Raw genomic sequence first — 17,932 nt, 5'->3', positions numbered from 1 at the left:
ACGATTTTGTGCCAGAATTCATCCTACGGTATAAGTGTTTTGTTAACGATGTATTGTTGATAGTATATATGTTTGAAAATAAACTGTCAGGATTTTGTCAAATTGCTAAAAGTGTCTTTTTAAAAACTTAAGCATAAATGAATTGAAGATGTTTTTCCTATCTTAGAAGAATATAGTTAACTCAAAACCAACCTTATGAAAACGACCAACCTCTTGTGCGGGATACTTCTTTTCGCGGGCATAATTACTGCAACAGCACAAAAAAAATATTCCAAAAGCCAGGTTAAAAAGTTAAAAGAAGAAGTAGAAACTCTTGTGGAGGCCAATAGAAAGCAGACACAGGTTATGGTGGATAAAATTTTCAGTTTTGCAGAATTGGGCTTTCAAGAAGAGGAGAGTTCCAAATATCTTACCGGTATTTTAGAGGAAAATGGATTTACCATAGAGCATTCCATTTCCAATATTCCAACGGCTTGGTTTGCCACATGGAGCAATGGCGATGGTCCGGTTATTGCCTTGGGGAGCGATGTTGATTGTATTCCCAAAGCCTCACAATACCCTGGTGTCGCGTACCACAAACCTATAGTGGAAGGCGCTCCTGGGCATGGAGAAGGACATAATGCGGGCATTCCTTTGAACATTACCTCGGCATTGGCCGTTAAGGAAGTAATGGAGAAAGAGGGCATTGGCGGTACCTTGATTCTTTGGCCGGGTATTGCAGAAGAATTGGTCGCAGCAAAAGCATGGTACGTCCGCGATGGTCTTTTTGATGATATTGATATGTGCATTTTTACCCATGTAAGCAGTAATTTCAGTGTTTCTTGGGGACCAACAAGGGGAACAGGGCTCATTTCCGTGGAATATATGTTTGAAGGCGAAGCAGCTCATTCGGCCGGGGCGCCTTGGCGAGGAAGAAGTGCTCTCGACGCTGCAGAACTTATGAACGTAGGGTGGAATTACAAAAGAGAGCACCTGCATCCATTAAAACGTTCACATTCCATTTTTACCGATTCCGGGGACCAACCCAACGTAGTGCCTTCCAAAGCCGCTATTTGGTTTTATTTTAGGGATGTTACCTACGAAGGGATTATGGAAATGTATGCCGAAGCCAACGATATTGCGAAAGGTGCGGCTTTGATGACGGGTACTAAAATGACCTCACGTGTATTGGGAACTGCCTGGCCAAGACACTTTAATAAGATCATTGCGGAGACGATGTACGAAAATATAAAGCAAGTTGGTCTCCCAACATGGTCAGAGGCCGACCAAAAACTAGCAAAAGCGGTGCAAGCTGAAATACAATCCAAGACCGCGACCGGATTACCTACCGAATTGTCAAAAATAGGACTTCCGGTATTGGAACCGGTAAGTGGAGGTTCTGACGATATCGGGGATATTTCATGGAAAATACCCACGGTAACCATGCGTTTTCCTTCAAATATTCCTGGTTTGCCGGGGCATCACTGGGCAAATGCCATAACTATGGCGACACCGATTGCCCATAAGGGTGTAACGGCCGGAGCCAAGGCCGAGGCCCTGACGGTCATGGATTTTTTATTGAAGCCGGAACTTTTGGCGCAGGCTTGGGATTATTTTAACAACGAACAGACCAAGGAAACCAAATATCGGCCTATGATTGCTGCGGATGATATGCCTCCCACGTATTTGAACAAGGATAAGCAGGATATGTTCCGATCTGCATTGAAGGAATTTTACTATGATGAGACCAAATACGATACCTATTTGGAGCAATTGGGTGTTGATTACCCCACGGTCAAGCAATAAGTTGTTGCTTCAAGATAAATCGGGATCCTGAGAATCATTTGGATTTTCAGGATTTCTTTTTTAACAAGGCCATATAAAAACCATCGAACCCTGTTTCCGAGGCAAAAACATTTCGTTCCCGAACAAATTCAAAATCTTTCCCGTTCTCCGAATCTAAAAAGTTCTTAACCTGATCCGAGTTTTCTTGGGGCAGAATGGAACAGGTGGCATAGACCATTTGACCTCCTTTTTTTACCATTTTGCTATAGTTCTGCAGAATATCTTGCTGAACCCCCATAATGCGGTCCACGAATTCGGGTTCCAATTTCCATTTTGAATCAGGATTACGTTTGATTACTCCCAATCCAGAGCAAGGTGCATCAAGCAACACTCGGTCGGCACTGTTGTGCAATTTTTTTATGACTTTAGTGGAGTCTATAGCCCTGGTTTCCACATTGTGTACACCGTTGCGACGGGCTCTCTTCTTCAGCTTTTTCAATTTACTTTCATAAATGTCCAAGGCGATCAATTGCCCTTTGTTCTGCATTTGCGAAGCCAAGTGAAGCGTTTTTCCTCCGGCACCCGCACAAGCATCGATTACACGCTGACCGGGCTCTACCTCCAAAAATGGGGCAACCAATTGGGAAGAGGCGTCCTGTACCTCGAACAATCCATCTTTAAATGCTTCGGTAACAAAAACATTTTTGCGTTCCACAAGTTTCAATGCATCTGGATAGCCATCTATAAACTCGGTAGCTATATCTTCTTTAGTCAAAAAAGCCTTCAGTTGAGGTTTTGGTATTTTAAGGGTATTTGTTCTTAGAATCACCTCTGCTTGTTGGTTTTGAGCGGCTATCTCTTTGGTCCAAAGTTCGGAACCCAACGATTTTTCACCTAGTTCGTCCATCCAATCAGGAATTGATTCCCTGAATTTGCGAATTTTGGACAATTCATCGAACCTGCCCTTAATGCGACGTTCCGGAGTACCTTCCAGTTGTTTCCAATCAGGAATCCGGATACCTCTCAGCACGCACCAAACCCCGAACAAACGAAATAAATGTGGTTTGCTGTACGGTTCGTGTACCTCGGCAATTTCCGAGTATAGGCGTTTCCATCGAACTATATCATACGTGGTCTCGGCAATAAATCCGCGATCGCGGGCACCCCAACGTTTGTCGTAACGCAATACTTTTTCGATTACCTTATCGGCATATTCCCCTTCGTTAAAAATCATGTGTAGGGCATCAATTACGGCAAATACCAAGTTTCTGTGTAAACGCATCTTGTAGAATAAGGTTGCAAAGGTATGATTTCTCCTTACTTTTGAAGAAAATAAATACAATGAGATACATATGCTCCCTGATAATGGCTCTAGTTTTATTTTCTTGTGCAGAAGAACATAAAAAGCTACCCTTTACCTCCGTTGAAATAACTCCAGTTTTTAATGATTCCGTCAGCATTCGTGCTATTACATTTTTGGATGGCAGAACACTGGCCTTTGCGGGAAGCAATGGTGTTTATGGTACGGTGGACGTAAATTCGTTGCAAGTTCGCAGTAATGTGCAGACCTACGATTCGCTGACCCCTAGTTTTAGGGCGGTAGGCAGTACCTCCGAGGATTTTTTTATGCTTTCTATTGAAAGTCCCGCTTTGTTGTACAAAACCGGGGATAAAGGAAAAATGGAAGTGGTGTACAAAGAGGAGGGCGAAGGCGTTTTTTATGATAGCCTTACTTTTTGGAACAATCTGGAAGGGGTTGCAGTTGGGGATACTGTGGACGGTTGTCTTTCCGTAATCATTACAAGGGACGGGGGGAACAGTTGGACCAAAGTACCTTGTTCAGACCTGCCCGAAGGAGTAGAAGGTGAGGGGGCATTTGCGGCGAGCAATAGTAACATTGCCGTAAAAGGAGATAAAGCTTGGGTCGGTACTACCGAAGGACGGGTCTACTTTTCCGATGATAAGGGCATGACCTGGGAAGTACAGGAAACCCCAATAATAGCGGACGAACCGACCCAGGGTATCTATTCAATGGATTTTTTTAATGAAAATATTGGGTTTGCCATAGGTGGGGACTATACACAACCCAAATCCAATAAGGCCAATAAGGTCAAAACCATTGATGGTGGCAAGACATGGCAGTTGGTTGCTGATGGTCACGAGCCCGGCTATAAGAGTTGTGTGCAGTTTGTGCCCAATTCCAATGGGGAAGCCCTGGTAGTAGCCGGATTTACGGGAATTTCCTATTCCTCCGATGGGGGTGAGAGCTGGAAGGAATTGAGTGAAGAGCCTTTCTTTACTCTTCGGTTTTTAAATGATTCCACAGCTTTTGCAGCTGGGAACAAGAGAATTGCCAAGTTGTTGTTCCGGTAAAAAAAAGCGGCGAATCAATCGCCGCTCATCAACCAAAAAACAAACAAAAACCAAATAGGGTTAAACGTTTACCACAATGTAATTGCGCCCTCTTTTTTTATACCAAACGCCCCGGTATTGGTAAAATCGACGTCCATTGCTATATACTACTTTACTGCCCCGGGGCAATGTCCTTACTTTGACTCCGGCAGGAACGGCCGTAACGATATACTTTTTTCCTTGAGCTCTGTACCAAACTCCATCAGCGTAGTAATAATTGGTCTTTTTGTGCACAATTGTCCTTGGGTTGGATATGTGGGTGACCACTGTACCATGTTTTGGGTAGACCTTTACGACTGTTGTTTGTGCTTTGCAGGAGGTGAGTGCGCCTGCTATTACTGCTATCATTAAAAATGTCTTCAAACTTTTCATATTATCGGATTTTAATGGTTTCCTGTAAATAAGACACGAGATTTACAAAAAGGTTTAATCAAAAAAGAGGAGCCTTATCGGGACCCCTCTTTACTTTCTTGTATTTAAATTAAGTTATCCGCCACCTCCCTTACGCTTACGGAATTGGTGTATCATTTGCTTTTTAAAGTCCTCTTCTGCCTTAAGCAAAAGAAGAACCTTTTGGGCAGGAATTATTTTTCGCATTTTTAACAAAAAACTTTCTTCGGCCTTTAGTTTTTCTTGTTGCAGCGCCATGATATTGTCCAACAATGTTTCGGACTCACTGTTTGTGAGATTTTGTGCATTGGAAATATTCGAGAACAGTTCAAACCGTTCTTTTTTACGAATGCGTTCCAATGTCTCTTCGTGCTCATTGTACACCGGCCAAAATTGTTGTGCCTCTTCACTTGTTAGATCAATACGTTCGGTAATAAAGGCAACTTTCAAGGTCTTTACACGTTCCCAAATTGGTCTTTGGGCATGCATGGCCAATGTAACCAAAAGTAAGGTGCTAAATATGAGTGTTCTTTTATTCATAGTCAAGGTCATCTAAATATAAATGTTCAATTTCGTCTACGTTTTCGTCCAAATAATCCAAAATGGCATCATCTTCCAGAACTTCGTTAAAAATATTGTTCAGTTCAATATCCTTTAAAGGGATAATTTCCGCAATTTCGTAGGTGGTCATCTCAAGATCGGTATTCTCCAGATAAGCTTCAATATCCGAGCTTGCCAGATCATCAAAAGAGATCGGTTCTGCCGAGGAACTCTGGTTTAGACTAAAAATCAGCACAAAAATGGCAGCAACCGCGGCAACGGTATAATAGAGTTTTTTGTTTGCTATTAATGGGATTACCTTGGTTTCTTTTGTATTGAGTTCAGATGCTACCGAGGAACTTATTTCATCAAAATAGCCTTCTGGAACGCTAAAGCCATCATGTTTGGGAATCAAGGATTCGGTGTGGCCCGCTTCTTCCTTTTTGATTTTATCCATCAAACGACTATTAAAGTCCTCAAAATACCCTTTGGGTGTATTGAAACTATTTTTTTTGTCTTTTTTCATTGCTCTTGTTTGACTTTCAAAATGGTCAAAGGTTTAATTGTCTCTAAGATACGTTTCAATTTTTTTAACGGCCAAGTGATAGCTTGCTTTTAAAGCGCCTTCCGAAGTTTCCAGCACCTCGGAAATCTCACTGTATTTCATTTCCTGATAATACTTCATGGTAAACACCAATTTTTGCTTGTCTGGAAGGGTAGCCAATGCTTTTTGTAGCTTTAACTGGATCTCACTGCCCTCAAAATAAACGTCTGCCTGAAGATTATCTACCATTCGGTCCTTTAACTCTTGATCGCTTATCCCTATTTTTTTGGACTTTTGTTTTAAAAAGGTCAGCGATTCGTTGGTAGCTATTCTGTACATCCAAGAGTATAATTTACTTTCACCTTTAAAGTTATCAATGTTTTTATAGACTTTTATAAAAGTGTTCTGGAGTACGTCATCTGCGTCGTCGTGATTAAGCACAATTCTCCGAATATGCCAATACAGACGTTCTTTGTAGGTATTTACCAATACCTCAAAGGCCTGCGCTCGACTTTCTTCCTGCTTAAGCTCTTGTACTAGGGTTTCCTCAGCGATCAATGTTCTTGTTGTTTGATGCTAGGACTAAGGTAAGGGGAAAAGGTTTAATTGTTCAATAAATAATTTTAAGAACCAATTAGTAACTAGGAATTTGGCTGAAGGTGCAGAGTGGGTTAAAAGAGGAAATGTGTGGAAGCCAGTGTCATTTTGAACGAAGGTGATAAATCTTTTGTTTAGCAGTTGGCAGTTGGCAGTTGGCAGTTAGCAGTTAGCAGATGGCTGCCTGCGGTCCAGAATCCAGCCCTTGTTTCAATGTAGCCATAGTTAACGAGCGAATGTGAACAATCCTTTTGCCTCAGAATTTGGTATATAGCCACTAAAGGTCTGGGTAAATTAAAAATTTCAATAATCCACTCCCGTGTTCGCCTTCCTACTAGGAAAACGATTGCATTTCTACCAGTTTCTTGTAGTTTTTGGCAGATTTCATCAATTCCTCGTGTGTTCCTTGTTCTACAATTTCACCTTTGCTCATCACTACGATCATATCCGCATTTTGTATTGTAGAGAGTCGATGTGCAATTACTACCGAGGTGCGGTTCTGCATCATTTTTTCCAATGCATCCTGCACCAAACGTTCACTTTCGGTATCCAATGCCGAAGTGGCCTCGTCCAAGATCATTATGGGTGGATTTTTAAGGACGGCTCTTGCAATGGATAGCCGTTGTTTTTGTCCACCGCTCAATTTGTTGCCGCTATCACCGATATTGGTCTCGTAACCTTGGGGCAGCTCCATTATGAAATCGTGTGCGTTCGCAACTTTGGCCGCTTCCATAATTTCATCCATGTTGGCATTTTCTTTACCAAGTGCTATATTGTTCTTTACCGAATCATTAAACAATATGGAATCTTGTGTAACCAAGCCCATAAGTCCACGGAGCGATTTTTTTGTTATGTTCTTTATATTGGTGCCATCTATCAAGATCTCACCTTGGTTTACGTCATAAAAGCGGGTCACCAAATTGGCCACTGTGCTTTTTCCACTTCCAGATTGACCCACCAAGGCCACGGTTTTGCCCTTGTCCACCTTTAGGTTAAATGCTGAAAGCACATAATCATCTTCATATTTAAAGGCAACATTCCTTAGTTCAATTCCCGTATTAAAATCGGATTTATTTTCGGCACCCTCTATATTTTTGATGGGGTTTTCCGATTCCAATATTTCCAGAACACGTTCTGCTGCGGAATTTCCTTTTTTAACACCGTAAGATGCTTTACTGATGGCTTTGGCCGGGGTTAAAATATTGAATGCCAATCCCATATAGGATATGAACGATGCGGCGTCCAGAGAGCCTTCCAAAAGAACCATTCGCCCTCCGTACCATAGCAATACACCAAAAACAACAATCCCAAGAAATTCGCTAGTGGGTGATGATAGGTTTTGCCGATTTAACAGTGAATTGGAGAATTTGAAAAAACGCGAGGTAGAATTCTGAAAAATTTTAAAGAATCTGGATTCGGCATTGAACGCTTTAATTACCCGAAGCCCTCCCAAAGTCTCCTCGACAATGGAAAGAAATTCACCTTGCTCTTTTTGTACCTTGTCCGATTTCTTCTTCAAGGATTTACCTATCCGGGATATGATCATTCCGGCTATGGGAATAAATATGAAAACAAAAATGGTAAGCTTGGCACTTATCAAGAACATTACAATGATGGTAAAAAGTATGGTAAGCGGCTCCCTTACGATCAATTCCAAAATAGATAGAAAGGAGTGTTGGATCTCCAATACATCCGATGTGATCCTTGCGATAACATCCCCTTTCTTCTTTTCTGAAAAATAGGAGATGGGCAGATCTACTATCTTTTGGTACATTTTGTTTCGTATGTCCTTAAGTACCCCATTTCTCAAAAATGTGATAAAATACATGGCCAGATAATTGAAAATGTTCTTAAAAAAGAACAAAAAGAGGATCAAGCCAATGGCCAAGAACAGTCCTTTCATGGGGTCGTCCCCCGAGTGAAGGGTTACCTGATAGTTCATATAACCTTCAAAATACTCCTTTAATTTACCGATACCTTGAAAGGTCGGTGGCTCGCTTACACGTTTGGTCTTGTCGAAAAGGACATTGAGCATTGGTATCAGCGCGGCGTAGGACAACGCACTGAACAATGCATAAAGGATATTGAAAAATATATTTAGAAAACCGTATTTGCGATATGGCTTCGCAAATCGGAGAATCTTTTTAAAGTAGTTCATTCACTTATAAATTCAGCTCGGATAGGATACCTTCCAATTTGGTTTCCAACTGCGAATTTACGGATTTATAATCGGCTGCATTCTCCAATTTTGAATTTGTACTGATGTAGAACTTTACTTTTGGTTCCGTGCCACTTGGCCTTGCTGCAATCCGGGTGCCATCTTCGGTTTCATAGATCAATACGTTGGACTTTGGCAAATGTAGGGTGAACTCGTCCCCGGTCTGCACATTTTTAACGATCGACGTATTATAATCCTCGATGTACAGTAATTTTGAGCCTTGCACCGTATCCACTGGGTTTTCCTTGAAATCTTTCAGCATTTGTTTAATTTCCTCTGCTCCGCTCATTCCTTTTTTGGTAATGGATATTAATTTTTCCTTGTAGAAGCCAAACTGAACGTAGGCATCGACCAATTCTTTAAAGAAAGAGCTACCGTTGGCTTTGGCATCGGCGGCAATTTCACAGGCCAAAAGGGTAGAGGTGACGGCATCTTTATCGCGTACAAAATCACCAACCATAAACCCAAAGCTTTCCTCACCTCCACCAATAAATGTAGAGTTAGGAAAATCCTTGATCATTTTACCGATCCATTTAAACCCTGTGAGCGCAGTTTTGTACTCAACCCCATAAGCTTTGGCCATTTGCTGCATCATTGGGGTGGAAACTATTGTGGAAGCAATAAATTCGTTGCCTTTAAATCCTTTTTTCTTGTATTGGTCCAATAGGAATTTGGTCATCAGCACCATAGTTTGATTCCCGTTCAATAATTCCATTTTCCCATCCAAGTTTCTTACAGCAATACCTAAACGGTCGCTATCCGGGTCGGTTCCGACCACCATATCCGCACCGATTTCCTCAGCTTTGGCAATGGCGATGGACAAAGCTTCCGGCTCTTCCGGGTTGGGCGACTCAACGGTAGGGAAATCCCCGTCAGGTTTTGCTTGTTCTTCTATAATGGTGACATTGTTGTATCCGGCACGCTTCAATACTTCCGGAATGGCCGTGATCGATGTTCCGTGCAAGGAAGTAAAGACGATGTTAAAGTCATCTTTTCCTTTTGCTCCAAAATTTCCGTTTTTAACGGATGCTTCAAAAAAGGCTTCGTCCACATCTTCATCTATCATGCTTATCAAACTGTCGTCTTTTACAAATTTGATATCCTCAAAAGAAAGTGCATTGATCTCGGCTATGATTTCCCCATCCTGTGGTGGTACGATCTGCCCACCATCTGCCCAATAAACTTTGTAACCATTGTATTCCGGTGGGTTGTGGGAGGCCGTTAGTACAATTCCGGCGTGACACCCCAAATATTTGACCGCAAAGGATAATTCTGGAGTTGTTCGCAGATCTGAAAATAGGTGAACTCGAATACCGTTGGCCGAAAATACCTCTGCCACGGTCTTTGCCAAGGATTTGGAATTGTGCCTGCAATCGTATGCGATAACTACTTGAATATCGTTATCGGTATAGCACTTTTTTAAATAATTGCTGAGTCCCTGGGTGTTTTTGCCCAAGGTGTATTTGTTTATTCGATTGGTTCCAACGCCCATTACACCGCGCATTCCACCGGTTCCGAACTCTAAATCCTTATAAAAGCGCTCTTTGAGCTCTTCTGGATTTTTTTCCATAAGGTGTTTGATCTCTTTTTTTGTGTCGTTGTCAAAAAAATCGGTCAACCAAGTCTGTGCTGTCTTTGTAATGGAATCCATAGTGTTTAGAATTGTTTGCTTCTTTAAAAATACAAAGTTTATAAGGTTTGAAAATGGCTTAAAGGTTAATTTTATCGGAGATATTGTAACGGGTGTCATTTTTTCGTGACCTCACCATGATCTCTCCGATAAAACCGGCCAAAAAAAGTTGTGTTCCAATGATCATTGCTGTTAAAGCAATGTAAAACTGCGGTCTTTGGGTAATTAAACGTCCGGTCGGGTTCAAGAATAGTTTATCGATCCCCAAATACAGGGAAAAACTAAACCCGACAAAGAACATGAGCACCCCCAAGGCTCCAAAAAGATGCATGGGCCTTCGACCAAACTTTGATACGAACCAAATGGTGATCAAATCCAAAAAACCATTAATAAAGCGTTCTGCCCCAAATTTAGTGGAACCATATTTTCGGGCTTGATGCTGTACCACTTTTTCGGTAATGTCCGAGAAGCCTGCATTTTTGGCCAATACAGGAATGTAGCGGTGCATTTCCCCGGAGACTTCGATGGTCTTTACCACATTTTGGTTAAAGGCCTTGAGGCCACAGTTGAAATCGTGCAGTTTTACACCGGAGGTTTTCCGGGCGGCCCAATTAAAGAGTTTGGAGGGTATGTTTTTGGTGATAACCGAATCGTACCGTTTCTTTTTCCAGCCCGATACCACATGGCGCCCTTCTTGGGTGATCATTCGGTACATATCCGGAATTTCTTCTGGGTTGTCCTGTAGGTCGGCGTCCATAGTTATCACTACATCGCCTGCGGTGGCTTTGAACCCGGCGTGCAGTGCCTGCGATTTGCCAAAATTCTTAAGGAAACGTATCCCTTTTACATTTTTGTTTTGCTCGGACAGTTTGGAAATAGTTTTCCAAGAATCATCGGTACTGCCATCATCAATGAAGATGATTTCATAAGAAAAATGATTGGATTGCATCACTTGCACAATCCAATCATGAAGTTCTATTAGCGATTCTTGCTCGTTAAGTAAAGGAATTACAATGGAAATCTGCATTGTTCGATTCTGGAATTCCCTCCAAAAGTAGCATTTTTTGTTTTAGTATTCCGCTTTGGACTTTTTCAAGATCAATCCGGTAATGAGACCGATAATCAATCCGATCACACAGTTAATGATCAACCCAACGGGATATTGTATCCAAGCAAAGCTTTTTTGCATTTCCACACCTTGCTCCCATTGTTCCTCGGTCATGTTCGGGTTTTGGGCCATGGCCTTGGGCTTTGCAATTTCCATGGCCTTGTCCATAAAGTCGGGTTCAATAAAATTTGTTAGAACATATTGATATGCAAGGGACAATATGGTGCCTACCAGGGCAACTCCAACAGCAACCTTTAAAGCTTCTGAAATGGCCAGGTATCCGTCGTTGGCCTTTTTAAAGGAGTTTACGGCAATAAATATAGCAGCTGCCATGAGTACAATGGAGATTACCATTACCGCGGTGCTCATCTCGTAATGCATTTTTTGGGTGTAGAGCATTATGCCGAACACCACAAAAATAGCACCTAACAAAAGCCCATAGTTAAGTGCAATTTTTCCCGTTTTAACTTGTTGTTCTTCCATTTTTTTAAAATTTGTTTTTATTATAGTTGGTTAGTGCAATATTGCCTAAATTTGTTACATATAAATTTACTTTTATTTTTTTAGTGATTTAAAGTTGGCAATATCAAAGAAATCATTAAATTTGCACCCTGAAAATTCTGAGATTAAGCATTTAAGACGATGAGAAAAGATATACACCCAGAAAACTATAGATTGGTTGCTTTTAAAGACATGTCCAACGAGGATGTTTTTATTACAAAGTCCACTGCTGAAGCGAAAGAAACCATCACTGTGGATGGTGTTGAATATCCTTTGGTAAAATTGGAAATTTCAAGAACTTCGCACCCGTACTATACTGGTAAGACTAAATTGGTAGATACCGCTGGTAGAATCGATAAGTTCAAGAACAAGTACAAAAAATTCAAGAAAGAAGAGAAGAAGGCCGAGTAGGTCGAACTTTTCAACGAAATATATGGACGCTCTCGATGGTTTTCGAGGGCGTTTTTTATTTTTACAGTATTCAAAGTTGAGCAATGAACTATATCCTTTCTGACGGTAACCACCGCGAAGACCTGTTCCCCTTTACCTTAACGCGTCCCGTAGCTGGAATCCGTATAGGTATTTTGACCATAGCCGAAAAATGGGAAAGATGGTTGAAGGCCCCAGTTAGTTTTCGAACCGAAGATTACCTGTCCGAAAAGTTTCCTTTAAGGACCAATGATCAAAATATAGTGATCAATGGGAGTTATCTTCCGAACAGTGCCTTGGTGCAGGCTGTTCAAAAACTTAAAATGGGGGAGGTGCTTATGGATAACGATGGGTATATTGCCTATGTAACCGATAGGCCCGAAATGCAATTTGAGGCTTCCAGTTATATCGCTGTACCGTTTACTGGTAGTGTTTTGGCCATTCGGAAAACATGGGATATCTTTTCCAATAATGCGGTTGTCCTCCAATCTGATTTCGATTTGGTTACCAAAGGCAGAAAAAGTGAGCCCATACCCGATACCAACCAAGTTAAAAACCCTGAAAATATATTTATAGAGGAAGGCGCTGTAGTGGATTTCTGTATTTTGAACGCTTCCACCGGCCCCATATATATTGGCAAAAACGCTTTAATGATGGAAGGTTGCACCGTTCGTGGAGGATTGGCACTCTGCGATAACGCCATCTTAAAAATGGGAGCAAAAATTTATGGTGCCGTAACCGCGGGGCCAGGAAGTAAATTAGGTGGGGAAGTGAACAATGCCGTGTTGTTCGCCAACTCCAACAAAGGACACGATGGCTTTTTGGGCAATTCGGTATTGGGGGAGTGGTGCAATATTGGGGCGGATACCAACACCTCCAATCTAAAGAACAACTACGCACCTGTACGCCTGTGGAACTACAAAATAGAAGGCTTTGAAAAAACAGGGCTTCAGTTTTGTGGCTTAATGATGGGCGACCATTCCAAATGTGGTATCAATGTAATGTTCAATACCGGAACTGTGGTAGGCGTAAGCGCCAATATTTTCGGGAGTGGTTTTCCTAGAAACTTTATCCCAAGTTTTAGTTGGGGAGGTGCATCGGGCTACACCACTTTTAGGACCAATAAGGCATTTGAGGTAGCCGAGGCCATGATGAAACGTCGCAATATGGAGTTCAACGGGACCGAGGCCAAAATTTTGGAACATGTCTTTGAGTTGACCCAAAAATGGCGGAATTTTTAATCCTTATTCCAACTTTCCCGTTAGTCCCCAACCATTGGCTCTATCGATAACCACACAGTGCAGGGTGTTAAACCCCTTTTTAAGTTTAAGCGGAATTTTGTTGGCAGTTAGGCCTAAATGCCCTTGAAACTGATTGTTTTTTGACCTGAAGGCATTATTGCCATAAAAAATGGCTTCCCCATTTAAATACACAATGATTTTATCGCTAAAATCAAACGAGAATAAACGGGTCTGGGCGTTATCCACCGCTATGGTTGCGGATGCTACTGTATAAGCTTCTTGGTTGCGTTCAAAGTTGCCCGATGTAGGCTTTGACAAATATCTGGAAATGGGCAATATGCCAGATTGCTCAGTGTAAACAGTGGTGGTCTTTGCATTTTCAAAATCTTCGAAGCGTATTTCGCCTTCTATATAAGGTTGGGCCTCAGTTATGTCCCATTCGCCTATAATACCTTTCTCGGGAGTTAGTATAGGATATGGCTCTTTAACCACGGCCTCACCGGTTTTGGTAATTTTTAAGTTGGCGAACCTATTTCCGAACAGGGCAAAAAGACCAATTTCCCCTGTTAAATTGCCCGACCTTAATCGATCTATCCGCATCACCTCTTCACCATTGATAAACAAGGTGGCGGCTAAATCTTCGACCTCTATCCGGAACAGATTCCAACCTTCGGTCTTAAAGGCGACATTCGCTTGAAATTCAGGATACAACTGCCAGTTGCTCTCGTTGTTGTAGGTAGGGGTGTATTGTACCGCATCCACTTGCCTCGACTTGTGCATGCGCATGTACACCTCTTCAAAATTTCCTTCTGATTTACGGAAGACTACGCCCGCAAAGCTACGTTTTTGGTTGGCGTACACTTCTATTTCCATAACGCCGTTGGAAAATTCGAATCCTTTGGCAAAAGCAGTGCCATTGACTATAATGGTCTCTTTACCATCAAAATTTTCAAAATTTACCGAGCTACCTTGGGCCGGAGTCCAATAATCGGGTTGTAAAGGGATATTTTGTGTAGTTTGGGCATTTATCGGTCGCATAAAGAGTAACGCGCCAATTATCAATGGGATACGTGAAAGTTTCATTGTATATCTGTTTTTTTGATTGATGATCAACACCTATGTTGTCGGAGGTAACCGGTGTTCCTAACGCTTTAAAATTAAAAAAAGCAGGGTTGGTATAGGGCTCTTTAAACAACAGCACCGTTATTTTTAACAGGCTTATAGATTGACCACAAGTTACATGGATGTCCTAAATAGTCTAAAATTGAATTTAGCTTGGTGAATAGGATGGTGTTAGGGGATATATACCTGTTGGTGAGGGTTCAAATTAAAATGTTAAGGTCATGATTATTGTTTCTTTCTGCCGGCGAACCTAGCCATGCTGTTCAAGATAGCTTTAATAAGATAGTATGGATTAAAATGTAGGTATCAAATACCTACTCCTCCAATTGTAAAAAACGTACTGCGTTTTCGTAGAAAATTTTTCTTTTATCGTTTTCGGTCAAGAAATCGTAACTGTTCAATTGATCGATACTTTTTTTAATGGCATGTGGCCACACCATTTGGTCCGAGCCGTACATAACCCTATCGATAAGGCCATATTTTTTGGCTTTACGTAAAAATTGTTCTGCATAGTCCTTTGGTTGTTCGTCCACCCATAATATCACTCCCAAATCCGAATATAGTTGAGAATATTGTAGCATTAGACGAAGAGCGTTTTCATAAAACACCTCTCCGGCATGCATCAAATAGATACGTAGATTTGGGTGTTTGGCCAGAACATCTTCCAAGGTAAGAGGGTCTCCCAATTTTAATCTAAAGTTGGGACAGCATCGGGTCGTAATATCGGAAGGACCGCCACCTGTATGCACTGCAACGGGAATATCGTAGCGCTCACAAATGTCCAAATAAGGTTCAAACTCGGGGTCGGATAGGGTGTAACCATCATAAACAGCGCCTATTTCCCCAAAGACTTTGAGTTTGCCAGAGGTTATCAATGCTTTGAAGGCCACAGTGTCTTTTGGCGGAGAGTTGGTGTAGTAGCCAGGAATCAAAATGCCTTCATCATCCAAGGTGTTGGCTCCCCCAATAGTGCTTACAACAGCTTTTGTAATGTTGTTTTCTTTTAAGGCCTTAATTAGCTCAGTTTTGAAGGTTTCATAATCTTTGGGCGAGAAAACACCATCACGGGCCGGGGCCACGAAATATGTCTGTGGGGTATAATCGTGTAGGTGCATATCAATAATAGGCGGCCCATAGTTTTGAGCGAAAGCAAAGAGTGGCAGCAGTAGTGCCATTACCATTTTTCTCATTTTGTGCATAATTTAGGTATAGCTATGAGGCAATGTGTTTCAATGCCCATGTATGCGGGGGAAGTATTTACAAGTAACAAAAAAATAATGGAATTTGTATCTATTCCGGCGGTTAGTTTAAAATTTTGGGACCTGCTGCAGAAAAAAGCCAGTGAGATTGTTCCACTGGCCTTGTAACTTATAAATAATTAGTTTATTCCGAAATCTGGGGCTTTTCGGTAAACGGGGTTATTCCAAAGGCGGGATATACCTCGGAGGGGTAGTAAATTGTTCCTCCGCGAGATACCATGGCGATACTTTTTATGGCCTTGATATTTTCCACAGGGTTTCCGGGCACTAGGAAGAAATCGGCCAATTTACCAACTTCTAAGCTTCCCAAACTTTCATGTCCTAGGTATTGTGCCATATCATAGCTGGCAAGTTTAAGTACTTCGGCGGGAGTATAGCCCAATTGCTCAGTATAGAGCTCTAGTTCGCGATGTAAGTTAAATGCACCCCCCAAATCGGTTCCAGGAACAATGAGTATTCCTTTATCTTTCATTAATTTTAGTGTTTCCACAATTTTATCGTAGGCATCCCGGTAGGCCTTATCCTCTTCATCGTCGGCAATTTGAGCCAGGGCTACTTTTAGGCTTCGCTGTTCATTGGGCGGCATGTGGTCCACATAATCCAAGGCGCCAGGCGTAACTTCGCCGTTCCGTGAGAGCATTAGGCGTTCATGTATTGACAATGTGGGGTCCATTGCTGTTTGGTTGGCCACGAACAGGTCCAAGGTTTCCTGTACTTTATCGCTGTTCAAATCCAATTGGGGAAAGCGTTTCATGGCGGTGAGGCGCAATAGGGTCCGGGTGTCTTCTTCGGGTTCCAGTACCCATCCAAGCATGGTTTGGTTAATGTGCGTCATCTCGTCGTAGCCTGCTCTTAGCATATCGTTGGCATTGGAAAATGCAGGAACATGTCCTGTAACGAACAAGCCTTGTTCGTGTGCTTTTTTTACAATGGCGGGTGCCCATTCGCCGTTCATACTATTGTACAGTTTTATACCATAAAAGCCAAGGCTGTCGTAACTGTCCACTGCGGCCAAGGCTTCCTCTTTTGTTTCCACCAAAATACCGTTATTGCTACTGTATGGACTTTTTCCTTCGATGAATCCGAGTCGGGTTATCCGTGGACCTGCCAATTCACCAGAATTGATTTTATCGATAAGGTTGCTAAGTACTTCGGTGTTGTTGCCCATATCTCTGAAAGAGGTAACTCCGGCCAAAACATTCAATAAGGCACCATTGTCCCCCGTGTGGGCGTGCATTTCATATAATCCAGGAACTAGGGTTCCACCGTTTCCTTGGATAAGAACTTCGTTGTCGCCAGTCGCATCTGCAGCTTCTATGGCCGTGATTTTTTCATTTTCCACCACAACGGATACAGGGTCGGTCAAAGACAATGTTTTAGGATCAAAAACCTTGACATTGACAATGCGTACCTTTTTAGTGTAGTTGTGGGCAAATTCTTTTTGTAGCTTTTCGTAGCGTTCTGCAGAATAGTTTTCGGCAAGTTCCCTTAAACTTTTTTCTTCGGCTTCGTATCCATCCCTGATTACAATATATCGTGGTGAGATAGCGGCGAAGAATTTGTTGTTTTCATCCACAATAAAGTAAGATGGATTCATTTCGGCACCGGATAGGGCATAGGTGGTCAAGGCCAATTCACCGTCACCTGATGCATTCGGTACATTTACCTCTTCCATTTTGGTCAAAGTAAGATTACCGGCAGGAAGCACGGGTAAGGTGTTATTGGGGGCATCCATCAATAATCGAGCAGCCAAGACTGCGGTGTACGGGCTGCCAAATTGGTTTACATAAAGCTTTGGGGCATCCAAAACAGTATTGCCCGAACCGGTGGCATCGGTCCATGAAGCACCATCGCCCTCCATGGAGAATTTTTCGTTCACTGCATTTCCAAATGTGGTGTTACCTGTTACTTCCCAGCTAACCGGGAAGCCTTTGGAGTCGAGGACAAGGGTCTCTTTTATTGTTGGTCCACGGCCATTGTTCTTATAGTCGTAATCTATATTAATGGTATCTCCAATGGTATTCACTTTTAGGTACCCTACTTTGGTATCGCTTATGATCACGGAATAGTTTTCTTCTCCTTGATAATCTGCCAAGGACGAGTTGGTTTCGGTTTTACAAGAATAGGAGGTCAATACGATCAATCCTATTAGAAGTAATCTGATTTTCATTGAGTTG

Annotated in this window: 16 protein-coding genes; 4 read left to right on the top strand and 12 right to left on the bottom strand. The window is 42.0% G+C overall.

What is annotated here, in order from left to right; translation table 11 throughout:
* Positions 1-195: 195 nt before the first annotated feature.
* Positions 196-1,785, top strand: a complete 1,590-nt coding sequence (locus tag AB9K32_RS06635) for an amidohydrolase (RefSeq protein ID WP_369884732.1) — start codon at positions 196-198, stop codon at positions 1,783-1,785.
* A 46-nt stretch (positions 1,786-1,831) separates the two neighbouring features.
* On the opposite strand, the gene AB9K32_RS06630 is transcribed toward AB9K32_RS06635, so the two are convergent.
* Positions 1,832-3,046: an RsmB/NOP family class I SAM-dependent RNA methyltransferase gene (locus tag AB9K32_RS06630; protein WP_224836618.1), complete on the bottom strand. Its 1,215-nt coding sequence runs from the start codon at positions 3,044-3,046 to the stop codon at positions 1,832-1,834.
* A gap of 59 nt (positions 3,047-3,105) precedes the next feature.
* Between AB9K32_RS06630 and AB9K32_RS06625 the strand changes: the two genes are divergently transcribed.
* Positions 3,106-4,137, top strand: a complete 1,032-nt coding sequence (locus AB9K32_RS06625) for a WD40/YVTN/BNR-like repeat-containing protein (RefSeq protein WP_369884731.1) — start codon at positions 3,106-3,108, stop codon at positions 4,135-4,137.
* Positions 4,138-4,197: 60 nt separating this feature from the next.
* On the opposite strand, the gene AB9K32_RS06620 is transcribed toward AB9K32_RS06625, so the two are convergent.
* The 8 genes from AB9K32_RS06620 to AB9K32_RS06585 all read right to left on the bottom strand — a co-directional run bounded on the left by AB9K32_RS06620 (position 4,198) and on the right by AB9K32_RS06585 (position 11,686).
* Complete coding sequence (locus tag AB9K32_RS06620; protein ID WP_369884730.1) at positions 4,198-4,548, bottom strand: DUF6515 family protein; 351 nt, start codon at positions 4,546-4,548, stop codon at positions 4,198-4,200.
* A 114-nt stretch (positions 4,549-4,662) separates the two neighbouring features.
* Positions 4,663-5,106, bottom strand: coding sequence for a hypothetical protein (locus AB9K32_RS06615; RefSeq protein ID WP_369884729.1), 444 nt, complete (start codon positions 5,104-5,106; stop codon positions 4,663-4,665).
* Positions 5,099-5,632, bottom strand: coding sequence for a hypothetical protein (locus AB9K32_RS06610; RefSeq protein ID WP_293294922.1), 534 nt, complete (start codon positions 5,630-5,632; stop codon positions 5,099-5,101). The genes AB9K32_RS06615 and AB9K32_RS06610 overlap by 8 nt, the downstream gene beginning before the upstream one ends.
* A gap of 33 nt (positions 5,633-5,665) precedes the next feature.
* The gene (locus AB9K32_RS06605; protein WP_252079988.1) at positions 5,666-6,208 is read right to left on the bottom strand and encodes an RNA polymerase sigma factor; all 543 of its coding nucleotides are present in this window, start codon (positions 6,206-6,208) and stop codon (positions 5,666-5,668) included.
* A gap of 373 nt (positions 6,209-6,581) precedes the next feature.
* The gene (locus AB9K32_RS06600; protein ID WP_224836624.1) at positions 6,582-8,405 is read right to left on the bottom strand and encodes an ABC transporter ATP-binding protein; all 1,824 of its coding nucleotides are present in this window, start codon (positions 8,403-8,405) and stop codon (positions 6,582-6,584) included.
* Positions 8,406-8,409: 4 nt separating this feature from the next.
* Complete coding sequence (locus AB9K32_RS06595; protein WP_369884728.1) at positions 8,410-10,116, bottom strand: phospho-sugar mutase; 1,707 nt, start codon at positions 10,114-10,116, stop codon at positions 8,410-8,412.
* A gap of 58 nt (positions 10,117-10,174) precedes the next feature.
* Positions 10,175-11,122 (bottom strand): glycosyltransferase family 2 protein, encoded by a 948-nt coding sequence (locus tag AB9K32_RS06590; RefSeq protein ID WP_369884727.1) that lies wholly within the window; start codon positions 11,120-11,122, stop codon positions 10,175-10,177.
* Positions 11,123-11,164: 42 nt separating this feature from the next.
* The gene (locus AB9K32_RS06585) at positions 11,165-11,686 is read right to left on the bottom strand and encodes a DUF4199 domain-containing protein (RefSeq protein WP_369884726.1); all 522 of its coding nucleotides are present in this window, start codon (positions 11,684-11,686) and stop codon (positions 11,165-11,167) included.
* Positions 11,687-11,845: 159 nt separating this feature from the next.
* On the opposite strand from AB9K32_RS06585, the gene AB9K32_RS06580 reads away from it, so the two are divergent.
* Both AB9K32_RS06580 and AB9K32_RS06575 read left to right on the top strand, forming a co-directional pair.
* Positions 11,846-12,115, top strand: a complete 270-nt coding sequence (locus AB9K32_RS06580; RefSeq protein WP_224836628.1) for a type B 50S ribosomal protein L31 — start codon at positions 11,846-11,848, stop codon at positions 12,113-12,115.
* 83 nt (positions 12,116-12,198) lie between these two features.
* Positions 12,199-13,374 carry a GlmU family protein gene (locus AB9K32_RS06575; RefSeq protein ID WP_369884725.1) on the top strand — a complete coding sequence of 392 codons (1,176 nt, stop codon included), beginning with the start codon at positions 12,199-12,201 and terminating at the stop codon, positions 13,372-13,374.
* A 3-nt stretch (positions 13,375-13,377) separates the two neighbouring features.
* Here AB9K32_RS06575 and AB9K32_RS06570 read toward each other — a convergent pair whose 3' ends face one another.
* The 3 genes from AB9K32_RS06570 to AB9K32_RS06560 form a co-directional block, all read right to left on the bottom strand.
* The gene (locus AB9K32_RS06570; RefSeq protein ID WP_369884724.1) at positions 13,378-14,457 is read right to left on the bottom strand and encodes a family 16 glycoside hydrolase; all 1,080 of its coding nucleotides are present in this window, start codon (positions 14,455-14,457) and stop codon (positions 13,378-13,380) included.
* Between the two features lie 353 nt (positions 14,458-14,810).
* The gene (locus AB9K32_RS06565) at positions 14,811-15,686 is read right to left on the bottom strand and encodes an amidohydrolase family protein (RefSeq protein ID WP_252079984.1); all 876 of its coding nucleotides are present in this window, start codon (positions 15,684-15,686) and stop codon (positions 14,811-14,813) included.
* 193 nt (positions 15,687-15,879) lie between these two features.
* On the bottom strand, positions 15,880-17,925 hold the full coding sequence (locus AB9K32_RS06560; RefSeq protein WP_369884723.1) for an amidohydrolase family protein: 2,046 nt from the start codon (positions 17,923-17,925) through the stop codon (positions 15,880-15,882).
* Between the last annotated feature and the right edge of the window lie 7 nt (positions 17,926-17,932).

This window comes from Allomuricauda sp. XS_ASV26, from assembly GCF_041224615.1.
Classification (GTDB): Bacteria; Bacteroidota; Bacteroidia; order Flavobacteriales; family Flavobacteriaceae; genus Flagellimonas; species Flagellimonas alginolytica.
This window is presented reverse-complemented; position numbering and strand designations above follow the sequence as displayed.